Genomic DNA, 15,152 nt, shown 5'->3' on the forward strand with positions numbered 1-15,152 from the left:
TGCGGTCTCGCACGGAGGACTCGCCCGGATGAGGGGTCGGGCGCGTCCCCGTGCGAGAGTTTCGTGGGATCAGACGTCCCAGTCGGTGGGGACCTGACCCCAGGTGAGCAGGAAGTTGTTGAGTGCTCCCGCGTTCTCGATCGCCGCGGACATCGGCCCCTTGACGAACTTGATCTGCCCCGCTGACTCTGGATCCCATGGTTAGGGTGCGCTGGGGTCACGTCGGTTGCTGCTGGGGTGCTGGATCGCATCGATGGATCGGACCGGTAATCGAACGACGCGATGTATGCGTTCGCCGCAAGTCTGCATTCGTACTCGAATCTACTGTGCGTGCGTGCGTGCGACAGCGTTCAGTCGATCTCAACGCGCCGGTGCGCGAGACGCATTCTCCGGCCATTCAGGTTCTTTCCAACTCGACGACGACAAGAGAAACTGTCTAGTTTGGCTCGAACACCTGGAGGGCGTGAGCGGGAAACGTTGCGCACTCACGCCCTCCGGTACCCGCCCACTCAGGAAGTGACGAGAGTCCCCTCGCGTGGCCTCACCTGCGGTGCGCTCGGTTGGCGCACGGCGAGTCCGATTGCGCCAGCGAAAATCACGAATGACCCCGGAACGAAGAACCACCAGGACAGCGTGGCCGCCGCTTCATGGGCCGTGGGGATGCTCGCCGCCAGTTGGAAGCTTCCAACGTTCTGCTCGATGCCGCTAACTAAGCCTTGGAAGCGTGGGAGGATCGTGTTTAGCTGATCCACTCCGGTGGAGACGGAAGGGAAGTTCTGCGCCATGAAGTTGTGGAACTGCGTCGGGTCCATCTTCAGCGCGGCGGCCAGGGCCGGGAGCATCTGCCCCTGCAACTGATCGGACAGTTCCTGAATGACGTTCATGTCCACCCTAACGGCGGCCGCACCATCGTCGGTAAAAACCGTTGCAAACGAGGTAGTTAGGTCGTCAACTGCTTGGGTCTTCTGCGGAACAGACAACACCAGGGGGGCAATAATGAAAACCGCACCCACCATCGCGCTTATGAGCAGGGTGGCCCGCACCAGTCCGGCACGATTGTTGCCTCCTCCCACTATCAGTGCTCCGCCTGCGAGCATGAATAGGGTTGCTCCCGGGATCAAGAACAGGAACGGTACCGTAGTGCTGGGCACGAAACCTGTAGGAATCTGGTCTGCGCTATGGAAGTTCGGCGCCTGAGTCTCCAAGCCGGTCACTAGAGCCTGGAACTTAGGCAGTATCGTATCGAGTTGAGAGACACCATATGCCACCTCGGGAAAGTTCTCCCCCATGTAGCTCTGGAACTGGTCGGGCGTCATACCCAGCGCACCGGGGAGCGCGGGCAAGGTCTGTGCTTGGAGCTGGTTGGACATTGTCTGGACCGTGTCCATATCTTTGCGAGTCTGAGCCAATGACGCTGGCTCAAAACTTGCCCGCAGGCTCCCCGTAAGGTGCTCTACCCCTTGTGTCTTCTGAAGCATGCTCGTGACAAGGGGGAAGAGGAAGAGTGCAGCACCTAGCACGGCTATGACCGCTAGAGCTAGCTTCTTTGCCGGCATTCTGGTCTCCTAGTTTCCGAGTTCTTGATCCCCGCAATCTGATTTACCGAGTCGGTGTGAGATGCGGCTCAGACGGCAGCCGCCCGCTGGATGTGAGGTGCGACATCCGGGGGTTTCACGTATCAGTTGTCTGCATGGGAGTTGAGCATTTCTGACTGATTTCACGCGAGCATTGTGCTGGCGACATCAGCGAGTTGTAGTTGCCGCACTTGAAACGTCGAGTGCGAATTCGGGTCATCAGGTGTCAGCCCCAATGAATCCGCGGCCCGGCCATACCGTCGGTGGGCTTGAGATACTTTCACCGCCGACGAACCAAAACCTCAGGCGTGACTGCTGAGCAAGTCCAAGGCAACGTCGACGATCATGTCTTCCTGCCCGCCGACCAGTTCACGTTTACCGACCTCGAGGAGAATTCTGCGGGTGTCGAGTCCGTATTCGATCGCGGCACGTTCGGCGTGACGCAGGAAGCTTGAGTACACCCCTGCATATCCGAGCGTGAGGGTTTCGCGGTCCACCTGAACGGGGCGGTCCTGCAATGGACGTACCAGATCGTCGGCGGAATCTTGTAGGGCAAAAAGGTCACATCCGTGCTCCCAACCTTGGAGGGTCGCCACTGCGATGAAGGCCTCGATCGGACAGTTCCCCGCACCCGCACCTTGCCCCGCGAGCGACGCATCTACGCGGGTCACGCCTTCTTCGACGGCAACTACGGAATTGGCCACCGAGAGTGACAGATTCTCGTGGGCATGAATACCGATCTGAGTAGCCTCATCAAGGACATCCCGGTACGCGCGTACCCGGTCTCGCACATCACTCATCGTCAGCCGACCGCCCGAGTCGGTGACGTAGACGCAGTGTGCACCAGCTTGTTCCATGAGCTTGGCCTGCCGGGCCAACTCGGCTGGAGCGGCCATGTGTGACATCATGAGGAATCCGGAGACATCCATACCCAGCTCGCGAGCACGTGAAATATGCTGGACCGCAATGTCTGCCTCGGTTGCATGTGTGGCCACGCGCACGGAACGTACACCCAGGGTGTGTGCGTGTTCGAGTTCGGCGATCGTGCCGATACCGGGCAACAGCAGTGTCGTCAGCTTGGCGTTGGTCACCACGTCTGCTGCGGCAGTAATCCATTCCCAGTCGGTGTTGCTGCCCGGACCGTAGGTGAGACTGCTGCCGGCAAGGCCGTCGCCATGCGATACCTCGATTGCGTCGACACCGGCGGCATCAAGCGCGGCCGCGATGGTGCGCAGTTGTGCGGGTGCGAGGCGGTGGCGGATCGCGTGCATTCCGTCGCGGAGGGTGACGTCCTGAATGTAGAGCCGGGTCATTGTGCTACCGCCGTTCTGGTTTCGAGCCGTTCGGCCAATCGTTCACCGGTGCGCAGAGCGGCCGAGGTCATGATGTCGAGATTGCCTGCATACGAGGGGAGATAGTGTGCGGCCCCCTCCACCTCGAGGTAGATCGATACCTTCCACCGCGGGCGTTCCGTGCCGCGTTCGACTAGGGCATGTCTCCCAATAGTTTGAGCCATTCGACGATGCCGGCGAGAAGGAATCCAGCCCGGTAAGTCAGCGCAAGCTTGTCATACCGGGTTGCCACCGCTCGCCACTGTTTTGCCTTGTTGAAGGCCCTTTCCACTACGTTGCGGCCCTTGTACGACTCGGCATCGAAGTTCGGTGGCCGACCGCCCGCGCTGCCCTTGTTCTTGCGGTTGGCCACCTGATCGGACTTCTCGGGAATGACCGCCTTGATGCCCTTGCTGCGTAGCAGTTCTCGATTGGCCTTGGATGTGTACGCCTTGTCGGCACGGACCTCGTCCGGGCGCGTGCGGGGTGCGCCGCCACCGATGCGCGGCACGCAGATGCCCTCCAGGAGCGGGCCGAACATCGGGCTGTCGCCTGCCTGGCCAGGACCCACCAGCACCGACAAGGGACGTCCGTCGCCATCGCATGCCAGGTGGACTTTGCAGGTCAGCCCGCCGCGGGACCGGCCGATGCCGTGATCGACCGGTTCGTCAAGCAGATTCGTGTAATTCGGTAGATCCCCCTGTGTCACGCGCGGCGTTGGCGCCGTGCTGGTGCACCCGCACCACGGTGGAATCCACCGACACCGCCCAATCCAGGTCGCCACCGGCATCGGCCATCGCGGCCAGGGCTATGAGTACCCGATCCCACGTTCCATCCCCGGCGTAGCGTCGGTGCCGTTTCCACACCGTCTTCCAGGGGCCGAAATGCGCAGGTAGATCCCGCCACGGGAGCCCGGTACGCAGCCGGTAGAGCATCCCCTCCACCACGAGCCGGCTGTTCTGGAACTTCCGCCCCCGCAGCCCATCCGAACTGGGCAACAGCAGCGCAAGCAACTCCCACTGCTTGTCCGTCAACACCTCAAACCGATTAACAACGTCTGCCACAGCGAAGAGTCTGCAGCACAACACCCCAAATCATTGGGAGACACGCCCTAGCGTGCTGAGTGGCACGTCGTCCGTCACCGTTGTGATCTGCACGTCTTGCTTTAGCCGATAGCCGGGAACGTATTCAGACACTTCGGCGACGCGCCGGTGCACGCTGTCCCGGATGGCGTCGTGGTCGGCGTCCCCGATCAGGCAAAGGATGGTATCTCGCATGATCAGAGGAGGATCCGCTGGATTGAGCACGATGATCGCCTTGCCGCGATGGGCGCCACCGACCACTTCGATTGCCTTCGAGGTGGTCTCGGTGAATTCGTCAATGTTGGCGCGTGTGCCCGGCCCCGCTGATCGGGAGGCGATTGACGCGACGATTTCGGCGTAGGCCACGGGGGCCACGTGTGACACTGCCGCCACCATCGGGATGGTGGCCTGACCACCGCACGTCACCATGTTCACGTTCCGTGCCGCGAGGTTCTCCTCGAGGTTCACCGCAGGTACCACGTAGGGGCCGATCGCGGCCGGAGTCAAGTCCACGAGCTGCTTGCCGAACGGTTCGAGGGCCGCCGCGTTCGCCACGTGCGCCCTTGCTGATGTCGCATCGAACACAATCGAGATCTGGTCGAAGCCGGGGATGTCCAGCAGACCGGCCACGCCGTCCGCGGTGATCGGTATGCCGAGGCGTCCAGCACGCTGGAGGCCGTCCGACTCGGGGTCGATACCGACCAGGGCGGCGACCTCGAGGGTTTGGGACAGGCGCTGAATCTTGAACATCAGATCGGTGCCGATGTTGCCCGACCCGATGATTGCGACCTTGGTTGTCACTGCATCTCGCCCTTCTCGAATGTTGCTTTCACGGACCCGAGGCCGCTGATCGTTGCCGTGTACGACCGGCCCGATTCGACTGGGACCACGGGACCGAGGGCTCCGGAGAGCACGAGATCACCGGCACGAAGAGGTGATCCGTATTCGTAGACCGTGCGCGCGAGCCATTGCACTGCATGCATAGGGTCGCCGAGACAGTCGGCGCCGGTGCCCGATGACACCTGCGCGCCATCCGCAGCCATCGTCATCGTCATCTGTGTCAGGTCGAGGTCGCCGACGGTCACCACATCATCCCCGATGACGTATTGGGCTGAAGAGGCGTTGTCGGCGACTGTGTCGACGATAGTGATGTCCCAGTCACGGATGCGGCTATCGACGATCTCGAGTGCTGCCACCGCAGTGCCTGCGGCACTGCGGATCCGAGCCAGGTCGAAGTTGCCGTCAGCCAGGTCTTCGGACAGCATGAACGCGATCTCGGCCTCGACCTTTGGTTGCAGTAGTCGGTCGATTGCGATCGGTATGTGCTGTTTCCGGGCCATATCAGCGAAGAGCACACCGAAGTCGGGTTGGTCGACGCCGAGTTGCTGTTGAACAGCACGCGAGGTCAGACCGATCTTCCGCCCGACGATCCGCCGGCCCGAGGCGAGCGCCTTCTCCGTCAGGATCTGTTGGACTGCGTACGCGGCGGAGATGTCACCGGGGGAGAGTAAGTCCCGCACGGGCAGGCATGGCCGGCACTCGTGTGCAGCCTCCGCCAGTCGGTCAGCGGCGCGTTGCACCGGTGTGTCGTTGACGGCCGGGTTCAGGCTCGTTCGCGTGGGTACGTTGGTCGTTGTTGCCTTCATCGCGTGATCACGCCGTCCGGGGAGAGTAGGTCGGGAGGAATTGGTCGACAGATGCGACGAACTCGGCGGCACGCTCGATCTCGGTCCAGCGTCTACAGTGGCATATGACATGGAGATCGACGTTGGGGAGACGCCTGAGCATGTTGACCCGACGTCGAGCGGAATCACTCGATCCTGGCGGTCTGGTGCCAGAGCGTGATGATTCTCGGCGAGCGGCGCGATCGTATGCTGCCAAGTTCGCTGAGGCCGACACGCCGGGTCCGGATCCGTGCAACAGCAACGCGGGTTCGTCGGGTCCGGCCTTGTGATAGCGCGTCGTGATGCCGTCTACGTCGATCGTGTGGCTGGAACTCTCTATCGTCGTGACAGTCATACGCGGCGCCTTCCGTAGAAGATTGCAGTCATTTTGTGGGGTCGTAAGGGGTCAGGAGTCGACGGTCATGCCCTGGGCAAGGCGTTCGGCGGTACCTCGCAGCGACGCCAGCGGGACCACTTCGTGAACCAGGCCCGCATGGTGCGCTTGTAATGCCGTCACAGGGTTGTGCACGGTCGGGTTTGTGGCGCAGATCGTGCGAAGTCCTGCCGGCAATCCACCCTCCCTGTTGCTCACATCATCTGCAGGGGTGAAACGAGGCGGCTCGAAGAAGGAGGCGTTGCTGGACGCGACGACGACATCGGCATCACGCAAGAATCGGAATGATTCTCGACAGGCGATGCCGTTCACGGTCACGATCAGGTGTTTGTCGACGCCGCATTCCTTCGGGCTGATTCGTGGAAACGCTCCCGATCCCACGTCATCGCCACCACTGGGAACGGGCTCCGGCGGATCGCGCACGTCGAATCCCATGCAGAATGCTTCGACACCGGCGGCGGACACGATGATCGAGTGGATGCTCGCGTCGTCCCGAACCAGCGACCACAGCTGCTGTAGCCGCTTGGCCATGGTCGCATTGATGGCATTGAGCGCAGTGGTCCGATTCAACGTCACGCGCAACACTCCGTCGTGCTGATCGCACAGCACGCGGCTATAGGTGTCCTCTTCTGCCGCAACGAGGTTTGGCAGCACCATCACAACCTCCGGTTCCTGTCGAACCGCTGTTCGACACGGCTTCGTGTGCGTGCTCAACAGTTCTGCGACAGATCGTGTTCCACCATTCAACGATCCACGGCTGCCCACGAACATCCGGGAAAACTACGGAAGTTGACTCGGCTGCCGCTCGATACCGTGTGGTGTGGCCACGCGGTGTGGCAGTGACGTTGACGTTGTCGTGGAGGTGGACCGATGCACATCCCATTTACGGTTACAGACTTTCTGGAGCGGGGAGCGGCCGGTTTCCCTGACAGCGTGGCCGTGATCGACGAGCCGGAACAGCCGGGCGAGTCGGTCGGGCAGGTGACTTTTCGGGAACTCGCCCACCGCGTGTGTGCCTGGCAAGCAGGATTCGATCGTCTGGGCATCAGGGTCGGCGAACGGGTCGCCGTCGTCAGCCACAATTCGGCCCGACTGCTCGAGCTCTTGTACGCGGTGCCGGCGAGCGGCCGGATTTGTGTTCCGATCAATTTCCGTCTGTCTCCGGCGGAGGTCGACTACATCGTCGGAGATTGCGGCGCGTCAGTGCTTCTTGTCGATCCCGAGCTGGAAGAGGCGTTGTCGGGTATCAAGGTTCGGCACCGGTTCGTACTGGGCAAGCACACCGACGCGGATCTGATGCGCTTCGATACGGAGCCGGCCCCCTGGGCGTCGCCCACGGAGGAGTCGACGGCAACAATCAACTACACCTCCGGCACCACCGCGCGCCCGAAGGGTGTCGAGATGACTCATCGTAATCTTTGGGTCAATGCCGTCACACTCGCGATGCACACCCGTGCGTGGGAACGCGATGTATACATGCACACGTTGCCGATGTTCCACTGCAACGGTTGGGGGATGCCGTTCGGGATGGCAGGACTGGGCGCGAAGCAGATCGTGTTGCGCAAGGTCGACGGTGGCGAAATCCTCCGGCGGGTGGAGGAACACGGTGTGACGTTGATGTGCGGGGCTCCGGCGGTGTGGAACGCGGTGCTCGAGGCTGCCCGGTCCTGGCAGGGAGAGATTCCTGGTCGCGATCGGGTGCGGGTGGTGTGCGCCGGCGCTCCTCCGCCCAGCCGTACCATCGCGCGCCTGAGCAGCGAGTTGGGGTGGGAACTGCAGCAGATCTACGGGCTCACGGAAACATCGCCGCTGCTGACTTTCAACCGGTCGCTGCCTGCGGATGACGGTCTTGATCTTGAGGAACGAGCGCACAGACTGACCCGCGCCGGACTTCCCGCCCTCGGTGCACGGCTTCATATCTCCAACTCGGGTGAAGTTCTGGCGCGTTCGAACGTCGTGATGAACGGATACTGGAACAACCCCGAGGCGACGGACGAGGCGCTGCGTGATGGTTGGTTCCACACGGGAGACGGCGGGATGATCGACGGCGAGGGCCAACTGACGATTTCCGACCGAAAGAAGGATGTGATCGTCACCGGTGGCGAGAATGTGTCGTCGATTGAGGTGGAGGAATGCATCTTCAGCCATCCCGGTGTGACCCAGGTCGCGGTGATCGGCGTACCGGACGAGAAATGGGGCGAGACCGTCAAGGCGCTGGTGGTCACCACGGGTCCCTCCACAGTCTCCGAGGCCGAGATCATCGCACACTGCAAGCAGCACCTGGCGGGCTACAAGGCGCCGACTTCGGTGGAGTTTCGTGACTCGATTCCACATACCGCGACGGGCAAGATCCAGAAGTTCAAGCTCCGAGCGCCGTATTGGGAAGGGTCGACGCGCGGCGTGAATTGACGCAGGCAGTCCGGCAGAGTCTAGTTTCTAGTCCAAAAGGCCTGCGTCCCGGGCTACTCGGGCCAGTTCGGCGCGGGTGCGGATCAGCAGCTTGCGTTGAATGCTGGCTCGGTGGCTCTCGACGGTGCGCGGAGAGACCGTCAGTTCCTCCGCGATCTCGGTGTTGGTGAGGCCGGAGGCGATCATCTTCAGGACGTCGAGCTCCCTTGAAGACAGAGAGTCGATATTGGCCTCGAGCAGGCTTTCGGGGCCGCCGGGTTCGGTGGTGTCGGCGCGGAACGAGACAAATCCTTCATCCTTCATCACGGCGTAGAGGACAGACACGAGCTCCTCGTCGAGGCATTCCTTCGTGATGTACCCTCGCGCACCCCGCGTCTTCGCCTTCTCGACGTACCCCTTGGCGCCGTACATGCTGAGCATCACGACACGGGTCTCGGGCGAGATGGCTGAAATCTGCTCCAACAGGTCGAGGCCATTGCAGTCGGTCAGCCGGATGTCGAGCACCACCAGTTCCGGCGCGAAGTCTCGCACTGCTTGCAGGAGAAGTTCTCCGGTCGGTGCGGACGCCACCAGGTGAAAGTCCGTCGTGGTCTCGAGGATCCTCCGGATCCCGGAGCGGATAATGCCATGGTCGTCACACACTACAACGCTGATCATCGTCTGATCGGCACCTCCACCATTATCGTCGTACCTTGTCCTGGTCGGGACTCGACGGACATCCGTCCGCCTACCAGCCGGGCCCGTTCCCGCATTCCGATCAATCCCAGTGACCTGCGCTGCCCGACCAGGTCGAGGTCGAATCCGATCCCGTTGTCCTCGATGACGGCCCGCACGGTGTCTGCCGAGGACACGATCATGACACTCGCCTCCGCGGCGCGACTGTGGCGGCCGATATTGGTCAGTGCTTCCTGCACGATACGAAAGACTGCGGTCGCAACCGCCGGCGGAACGGATTCCGGCTGTCCCGTTGCGGTGAGTTCGATGCGGATCGGGTAGATCTGCCGACAATCTTCCACGTACTGTTCGATGCAGCCGGTGAGCCCCAGATCGTCGAGCCCCGAGGGCCGCAATGACCACGCGACAGTCCGGGCAATCTGTATCCCTTTGCGGACGATCGTTCGGACATCAGTCGCAGTCTGCCGTGTGGCCGCGTCTTTGGAGCTCTGCAGAGAACCGAGCCCGTCCATCACGCCCGCAAAGAGGTGACCGAACTCGTCGTGCAGATCACGTGCGATTCTCCCGCGCTCGGCCTCCTGCACTTCCACTATCCGTTCCATGGACTCTCGCCGAAGGCCCTCCCGCTCGATGACGGCGCCTGCCAGCGCGGCCAGTACTTCCATTGTCGGTCCATGGTGCTCGCTCTCACCGAGGGGGAACGCGGCGACGATCGAGATCTCGGTGACGTCGTCCCAGACGACCGGCTTGGCGACGCGCTCCGTCAACTTCATTTCCCGGGCCTCACCTGCCGGCCCCGAATCCCCGGACATCGACGCCGGAGATGCGTTCGGAACGTCGATAGTATCGACACTCACCGGTAAATCGCGCGAGATCTCGACTCGGCGCGCGGTGGTCGTCGCGAATGTTGCGTCTCGGAGCTTGTCGAGAACCTCGTCGATGTCTTCGGAGGCGACGATGCTGCTCACAGCGTCGAGCAGGGCCTGGTGCCGGGCTGAGCCCCTGCCGACGAGGGCGTCTCGCGAGTGCGCCGACTCGACGATCCCGCGATCCACCCGGATACCCAGTGGTCGGCACAGTTTGGTCACCGGCGGCAGCAAACGGAGCGGCCCCCGTCTGGGTTTGAGCCCCACCAGTGTGGCGACCAGAGCGCATGCGGCGAGTTCGCCTTGCGCCGAGTATCGGGATGCGCTGCGAGATGCTGCGGCCAAGATCATGCGGCCGCGCCACTTGTGTCCCCGCGAAAACGACATCAACGCCCATTCCCGCAGAACCGCGGGCCGCTCGCCCCAGAAGACGATGGCCGACCACCGAGCACGGGTGAGCAGCCGACGGGCGGTCTTGGCCTGGAGCCGGCGCTCGGTGGTCCAGGCAGGTCCCGCCTCGTGCCAGAGCCGGCACACCTGCAGATGCGAGGTCAGGATCGGGGCGAGGAAATGATTCCTGATGCCTGACCCGCGAAGCAGCTCGTCTGCCTGCCGAAACGCGTCCAGAGCCTGTAGGTTCTGCTCCGCGTGGAAAAGTCGCCACGCCCGCGCCCAATGCAACATCGCCGTCGTGTGGTCGTCCGAATTCGTCTGCCGCAGTTCACGAGAGATCGTCTCCATGCTCACGTCACCCGGAAGGCACCGGACCCAGATCGCGAGGGCGGTACCCGCGCCGATCCGATCGCCTCTGCGCTTGCCCTCCCAGTAGGTGTCACGCGCGAGCACTCCCGCATCGTGAAGTTTTCCCTGTCGAGCCAGACACAGCGCCTTTTGCCACATCGCGGCTACCTGTTCCCAACGATCACCGAAAATGTCGAAGGCGGCGATTGCGGTGTCGAACGCCGCGATCGCCTCGTCGTACCGGTTGGCAGCGTAGAGAACGAATCCCCGGAAATGGTGCGACTGGGCGATGCCCCAGCCTTCGTCCGCCGTCTGGCGCAGTCGCAGCGAGCGGTCGGCGAGGCGTAGCGCCAGCGGCGCAAGGACGGGTGCTACTCCGGAGATCACGGCGGCGGTGGAGTATGCCTGTGCCCGCTCACGCGTGCTTCGTGCGGCATTCGCGAAACGCACGCCACGGAGGATGGCCAATACTAACCAGATGGGTGACCTTACGAACCACCATTCGTATACCAGCCGGTTGTGGATTCGTGCGGCCAGGCGGTCACGCTCTGTTCCGGCGATTGCTCGGCCCGGCCGGATTCGGCGGGAGAGCCAACCAAGGGTAAGGAGACCCACCTCGCCGACCGCGAATACGGCCGCGAGCATGGAACTCTGGGGCACGCGAAGCCCGAGGTCGTGCATGCTCTGTCGCATCCACTTCGCGGCATCATCGAATCGTCCTGTCTTGAAGGCGAGTTCGCCGAGCAGAGTGGCAACCCGTGAAGAGTCGAGTCCCGATCGCGCACCGGTCAGCTCGTATGCCCACACCAGTTCCTTCGCGGCCAGATCGTAGTTCCCGAGGAGCATGTGGACTGTGCCGAGTCCTTCGTGAACACGGAATCTCGCGATGTCGTCGGCCGACTCGCATTGGGCCAGCCCGGCTTCAGCGATCTTGAAGTTGCCCTCCGCGACGTCGAGCGCATTGTGCCTCAGCCCCGCCTCGCCCGCACGCAGGGCGTACGGCACCGCAGATGCAGCTCTGCCGGAGCGGTCGAAGTGATACGCGATGTCGTAGTCGGCCCGAACCGCAGCGATACCTTCGAGTGCCCCTGCGGCCCGGAAATGCAGCTCGCGCCGGGCGCCGTCGGTCAAGGTTCTCAGCACGGCTTCGCGGAGCCGATCGTGCGTGAATTCGAACTCGGCGTGGTCGCCATCCGCGATGCCGCGCACAATTCCGTGCTGGGTTGCCTCCAGCAGGAGCTGATCGACGTCCTTCGGGCTCGCCTCCAGTGCCTCGCACAGAAGCCTGGACGAGAACCGGCGTCCCAGGACCGCGCTCTGACGTATCGCCTGCTGCGTGTCCGTCGACAATGGGCTCAGCCGCGCCGAGACGAACACATCCATCTGGGCACTGTCCCGACCAGCCGCGGCGTCGGAATCCCGGGATTGTGGCTGCAGCGGGAGTGATGCCATCTCGCTCTCGTCCACCACCCATCGATCCGACTCGAGGGTCAACGCCGACGAGTCGATGAGCGCACGGAAAACTAATAAGGTTTCGAGCGGATTGCCTTTGGAGTACTTGGTGACATAGGGAATGACCTCGTCGGGGATACGGTCACCGATCGACCGGATCAATTCCTCCGTATCGGCCGCGGACAACGGCTGAAGATCCAGAAACTCGATATCACTGAGTCCCCAGGCCCTCACTTGTGCAACAGCTTCCGTTCGGCACGAAAATATCAACGAGACGTTCGACTGGGATCGCGTTTCTTCCATCGATATCGTCGAAGCCAGTTTGGCGAGCACCTGCCAGCTGAGGTCGTCGGCCCACTGACAGTCGTCGACGACGATCAGCCCAGGCTGTTCGTGGGTGAAGACGGAGCGAAGAAGTCGAGCGACGGCAGTCGGGGCGGCGGTCACCGCGCGATCGCCGAATCCGCCATCGGAGTTCGTCGCCGCGGGCGGATCCCCGAATGCTGCGGTCAGCTCCGGTACTTGTTCGAGTGCTACCGGAAGTAGTTCACCCATTTCTGCGCGCACCCGCTCGGCCTCGATCGGGTGCGCGGTCAGGTAGGCACCCACGTCGCAGAACGGGCCGGCGAACAGGCCGAGGGGACGGGCCGGCGCATGGTCGAACGCGCCGGCCCGCATCACTGTCACCCCGGCCGTCGAGGCGTGCGTGGCGACGGCGTCGAGCAGGCGGCTCTTGCCGACTCCTGACTCACCGCTCAGGCACGTGACCGCGCCGGACGACCGAGTCGCGCCGTCGGCACACGCGGTGAGGGTGGCGAGCTCGTTATGCCTGCCTACCAGCGGCGGCTCTGCGTAGGCGAGCGGTCCGCAGTGCCGGGGCGGCGCGGCAGCAGACGTGTGAGCGTTCTCCCCGCCGCCGGTCGCGAGGACCGCCTCAAGCGCCGCCAGCACGTCCTCGGCGCTTTCGTAGCGTATCCCTGCAAGTGGGCTCAGCAGCTTCAGGAATATCGGGCGCAGCGGAGCCGGGGCGCCGACGATGTCGATCAGGTGTGACAGCTCTGCGTGAGTACCGGGGCGAGGATCTGCCCTGCGCAATACGCTGGCCGTCCGATTGCCCGCTGCCGTTGCCTCAAGGAGCACCCACCCCGCTGCGAAGATGTCGGCGGTGAAGCCTGCCGTCGGGTATGCGAGCCCAGGCCTTTCCGAAAGCAGATATCGATCTTCCGGTACCTCGACGGGATGGGTCACGGCAGCCAATTGAGTCCGCGTCACGCTGGCGTCGAGGAGAACGAGCTGATTATTGCCCTCCGTAAGCATGATGTTCGCTGGCTTCAATCCGCCGTGAGCGATCCCCATTCGGTGTAGGCGAGCCAGTGCGTAGAACAGATTGCACATCAGCTTGAGCTGGACGTCGATCGATTGGCGTGGCTCTTGCGCAGACCATTCTCGAATGTCGCGACCGGCTATGAACGGACGGGTGAGATCGGCGTGGTCGGGTCCTCTGCGCGCGATCAGGGTGGGGACGATGTGCGGGAGCCGAGCCCTACGCATGGCCTCCAACTCATCTTCGAGCCAGTGCCAACTCCATGGGCCCGTCATCGACAGATCCAGCCGCCGTACAACCACACGATCACGTGTGTCGCCCGACAGAGCCAGCGTCGTCGTGATGCCGGGGCTCTCCCGAAGCGACCTCACGGTGTCGATTTCCATTTTCATGTCATTCCCTACATCATCGGCCTCACTGCCTGTCCAGTCTGCCCAACCACCCCGGACTCGCGCCACGCGGCTCCGAACGCCTCAATGCGCGGGCGGGATTCCGACACCGTGGCCACCGACTGCTGCCTCCCGGAGGCTCGGTCAGGACCTATCCAAGACTTCGGGAGGTAGCGGACGTCAAGCGGGCTTTGATCCAATGCGCAGGGGCTAAAGCTCGATTACTTGGTGATGATGTTTGAACTGTGGGCTGTTCTTCAGCAGGGGTCCCATCTTCCTCTTTACCGAGCTCTGCCTCCTGACCAGCGGTGTTGACGGCCAGCGTGCCCGTGATCCGCTGCGCGGCCAGTTCTCGCTGTCACCGATGAGCACGAACTCGCTCGGCGGGGGTCAGTGTTGAGTGTTTGGGCGAGCGCGTCGTAGAACTCTCGTGTACCGAAAATAGGCCTGGTGTCGGTTCACTGTCGGTGTTTCATTCCAGGGGAGGTGTCGGGCGCACAGGTCGTTCCCCGCCGGCCGTCTCGGCCAACCCGCGCACCCCCATACCGCACCATTACCAGGTCCGCGGCTACCCGGCCTGGTATCGACACATCGCCCTTGTCGATGGCCACGGCCGCCCTTCTGATGATCGTGCGCCGAGGCGCTCAAGAAGGGGTATCTCCTACCGCTCGGATGCCCTAATCCCGCTGACAATCAACGAAATTCGACGACTAATCCACCGCGTCTCCTGCCCCGTGCGACACGCCCTCGTCCATGTCTGGCACTGGTCGAACTGGCGGCGCGCGGCCAAGCCGGAGCCCGCGCCAGCCATTGCAAACACCGACATCACAAACTGTCGTTGCAATACTAACGCGATCTGGACAACTGATATGGACACGACGTTCTACCTGGTTTACGCCCATCTGCTGCTGTATCGCTGCCGAGGACATGCCGACCTAGTGGCCACGGATCGTGGCGCCCTGGGTTTGCCCGTGCCGCACCTGTAGCTGCTGAGTCAGGTACGAATCGTGGATGGTCAGTTTGAGATGCTGCTCGACCAGCCGGGCGATCGGCGCCCTGTTTTCGTAGGCCGCCAACAGTTTGTCAGCCACAGTTCCGTGGCGCTCGCTTCTCTGAAATCGGCTACGTCTCGCGATTTTGTTCTCGGCCACCGGCGTTCGTCCTTATCTGGTAATGCTCACACTAGCGTATTGATCAGCGGAACACTCCTTCATTCAGCGCCCGGGATCGGCTCTGCTCGAGGGTTCTGTT

At 62.7% G+C, this 15,152-nt stretch carries 10 protein-coding genes and 1 pseudogene; 1 reads left to right on the forward strand and 10 read right to left on the reverse strand.

Annotated elements, in window-relative coordinates; translation table 11 throughout:
• Positions 1-509: 509 nt before the first annotated feature.
• The 7 genes and pseudogenes from RHA1_RS41285 to RHA1_RS41320 form a co-directional block, all read right to left on the reverse strand.
• Positions 510-1,388: a hypothetical protein gene (locus tag RHA1_RS41285; protein WP_237727099.1), complete on the reverse strand. Its 879-nt coding sequence runs from the start codon at positions 1,386-1,388 to the stop codon at positions 510-512.
• A gap of 488 nt (positions 1,389-1,876) precedes the next feature.
• Complete coding sequence (gene dmpG, locus RHA1_RS41290) at positions 1,877-2,887, reverse strand: 4-hydroxy-2-oxovalerate aldolase (RefSeq protein WP_011599975.1); 1,011 nt, start codon at positions 2,885-2,887, stop codon at positions 1,877-1,879.
• Positions 2,884-3,039, reverse strand: a pseudogene (locus tag RHA1_RS48120) (acetaldehyde dehydrogenase); the annotation flags it as partial. The gene dmpG and the pseudogene RHA1_RS48120, both read right to left, overlap by 4 nt.
• 20 nt (positions 3,040-3,059) lie before the next feature.
• A protein-coding gene (locus tag RHA1_RS41300) for an IS5 family transposase (RefSeq protein ID WP_255284983.1) occupies positions 3,060-3,969 on the reverse strand; the annotation gives its coding sequence in 2 pieces (ribosomal slippage) (positions 3,060-3,617 and positions 3,619-3,969; 909 coding nt in all).
• 30 nt (positions 3,970-3,999) lie between these two features.
• The gene (locus tag RHA1_RS41310) at positions 4,000-4,788 is read right to left on the reverse strand and encodes an acetaldehyde dehydrogenase (acetylating) (RefSeq protein ID WP_011599978.1); all 789 of its coding nucleotides are present in this window, start codon (positions 4,786-4,788) and stop codon (positions 4,000-4,002) included.
• Positions 4,785-5,633 (reverse strand): 2-keto-4-pentenoate hydratase, encoded by an 849-nt coding sequence (locus tag RHA1_RS41315; RefSeq protein ID WP_011599979.1) that lies wholly within the window; start codon positions 5,631-5,633, stop codon positions 4,785-4,787. The genes RHA1_RS41310 and RHA1_RS41315 overlap by 4 nt, the downstream gene beginning before the upstream one ends.
• Before the next feature lie 424 nt (positions 5,634-6,057).
• Positions 6,058-6,702 (reverse strand): enoyl-CoA hydratase/isomerase family protein, encoded by a 645-nt coding sequence (locus RHA1_RS41320; RefSeq protein WP_011599981.1) that lies wholly within the window; start codon positions 6,700-6,702, stop codon positions 6,058-6,060.
• Positions 6,703-6,915: 213 nt separating this feature from the next.
• Between RHA1_RS41320 and RHA1_RS41325 the strand changes: the two genes are divergently transcribed.
• Positions 6,916-8,454: an AMP-binding protein gene (locus RHA1_RS41325; protein WP_011599982.1), complete on the forward strand. Its 1,539-nt coding sequence runs from the start codon at positions 6,916-6,918 to the stop codon at positions 8,452-8,454.
• A gap of 27 nt (positions 8,455-8,481) precedes the next feature.
• On the opposite strand, the gene RHA1_RS41330 is transcribed toward RHA1_RS41325, so the two are convergent.
• The 3 genes from RHA1_RS41330 to RHA1_RS51015 all read right to left on the reverse strand — a co-directional run bounded on the left by RHA1_RS41330 (position 8,482) and on the right by RHA1_RS51015 (position 14,992).
• The gene (locus tag RHA1_RS41330) at positions 8,482-9,111 is read right to left on the reverse strand and encodes a response regulator transcription factor (RefSeq protein ID WP_011599983.1); all 630 of its coding nucleotides are present in this window, start codon (positions 9,109-9,111) and stop codon (positions 8,482-8,484) included.
• Positions 9,108-13,898, reverse strand: coding sequence for an AAA family ATPase (locus RHA1_RS41335; RefSeq protein WP_016880393.1), 4,791 nt, complete (start codon positions 13,896-13,898; stop codon positions 9,108-9,110). The genes RHA1_RS41330 and RHA1_RS41335 overlap by 4 nt, the downstream gene beginning before the upstream one ends.
• A gap of 938 nt (positions 13,899-14,836) precedes the next feature.
• Positions 14,837-14,992 (reverse strand): hypothetical protein, encoded by a 156-nt coding sequence (locus RHA1_RS51015; protein ID WP_020476725.1) that lies wholly within the window; start codon positions 14,990-14,992, stop codon positions 14,837-14,839.
• Positions 14,993-15,152: the final 160 nt, after the last annotated feature.

It is taken from the genome of Rhodococcus jostii RHA1, from assembly GCF_000014565.1.
GTDB lineage: Bacteria > Actinomycetota > Actinomycetes > Mycobacteriales > Mycobacteriaceae > Rhodococcus_F > Rhodococcus_F jostii_A.

Bases quoted from the DNA above. Each gene is read 5' to 3' on its own strand.
- RHA1_RS41325 (WP_011599982.1), top strand. From the start codon at position 6,916: ATGCACATCCCATTTACGGTTACAGACTTTCTGGAGCGGGGAGCGGCC.
- RHA1_RS41330 (WP_011599983.1), bottom strand. From the start codon at position 9,111: ATGATCAGCGTTGTAGTGTGTGACGACCATGGCATTATCCGCTCCGGG.
- RHA1_RS41285 (WP_237727099.1), bottom strand. From the start codon at position 1,388: ATGGACACGGTCCAGACAATGTCCAACCAGCTCCAAGCACAGACCTTG.
- RHA1_RS41320 (WP_011599981.1), bottom strand. From the start codon at position 6,702: ATGGTGCTGCCAAACCTCGTTGCGGCAGAAGAGGACACCTATAGCCGC.
- RHA1_RS41315 (WP_011599979.1), bottom strand. From the start codon at position 5,633: ATGAAGGCAACAACGACCAACGTACCCACGCGAACGAGCCTGAACCCG.
- dmpG (WP_011599975.1), bottom strand. From the start codon at position 2,887: ATGACCCGGCTCTACATTCAGGACGTCACCCTCCGCGACGGAATGCAC.
- RHA1_RS41335 (WP_016880393.1), bottom strand. From the start codon at position 13,898: ATGGAAATCGACACCGTGAGGTCGCTTCGGGAGAGCCCCGGCATCACG.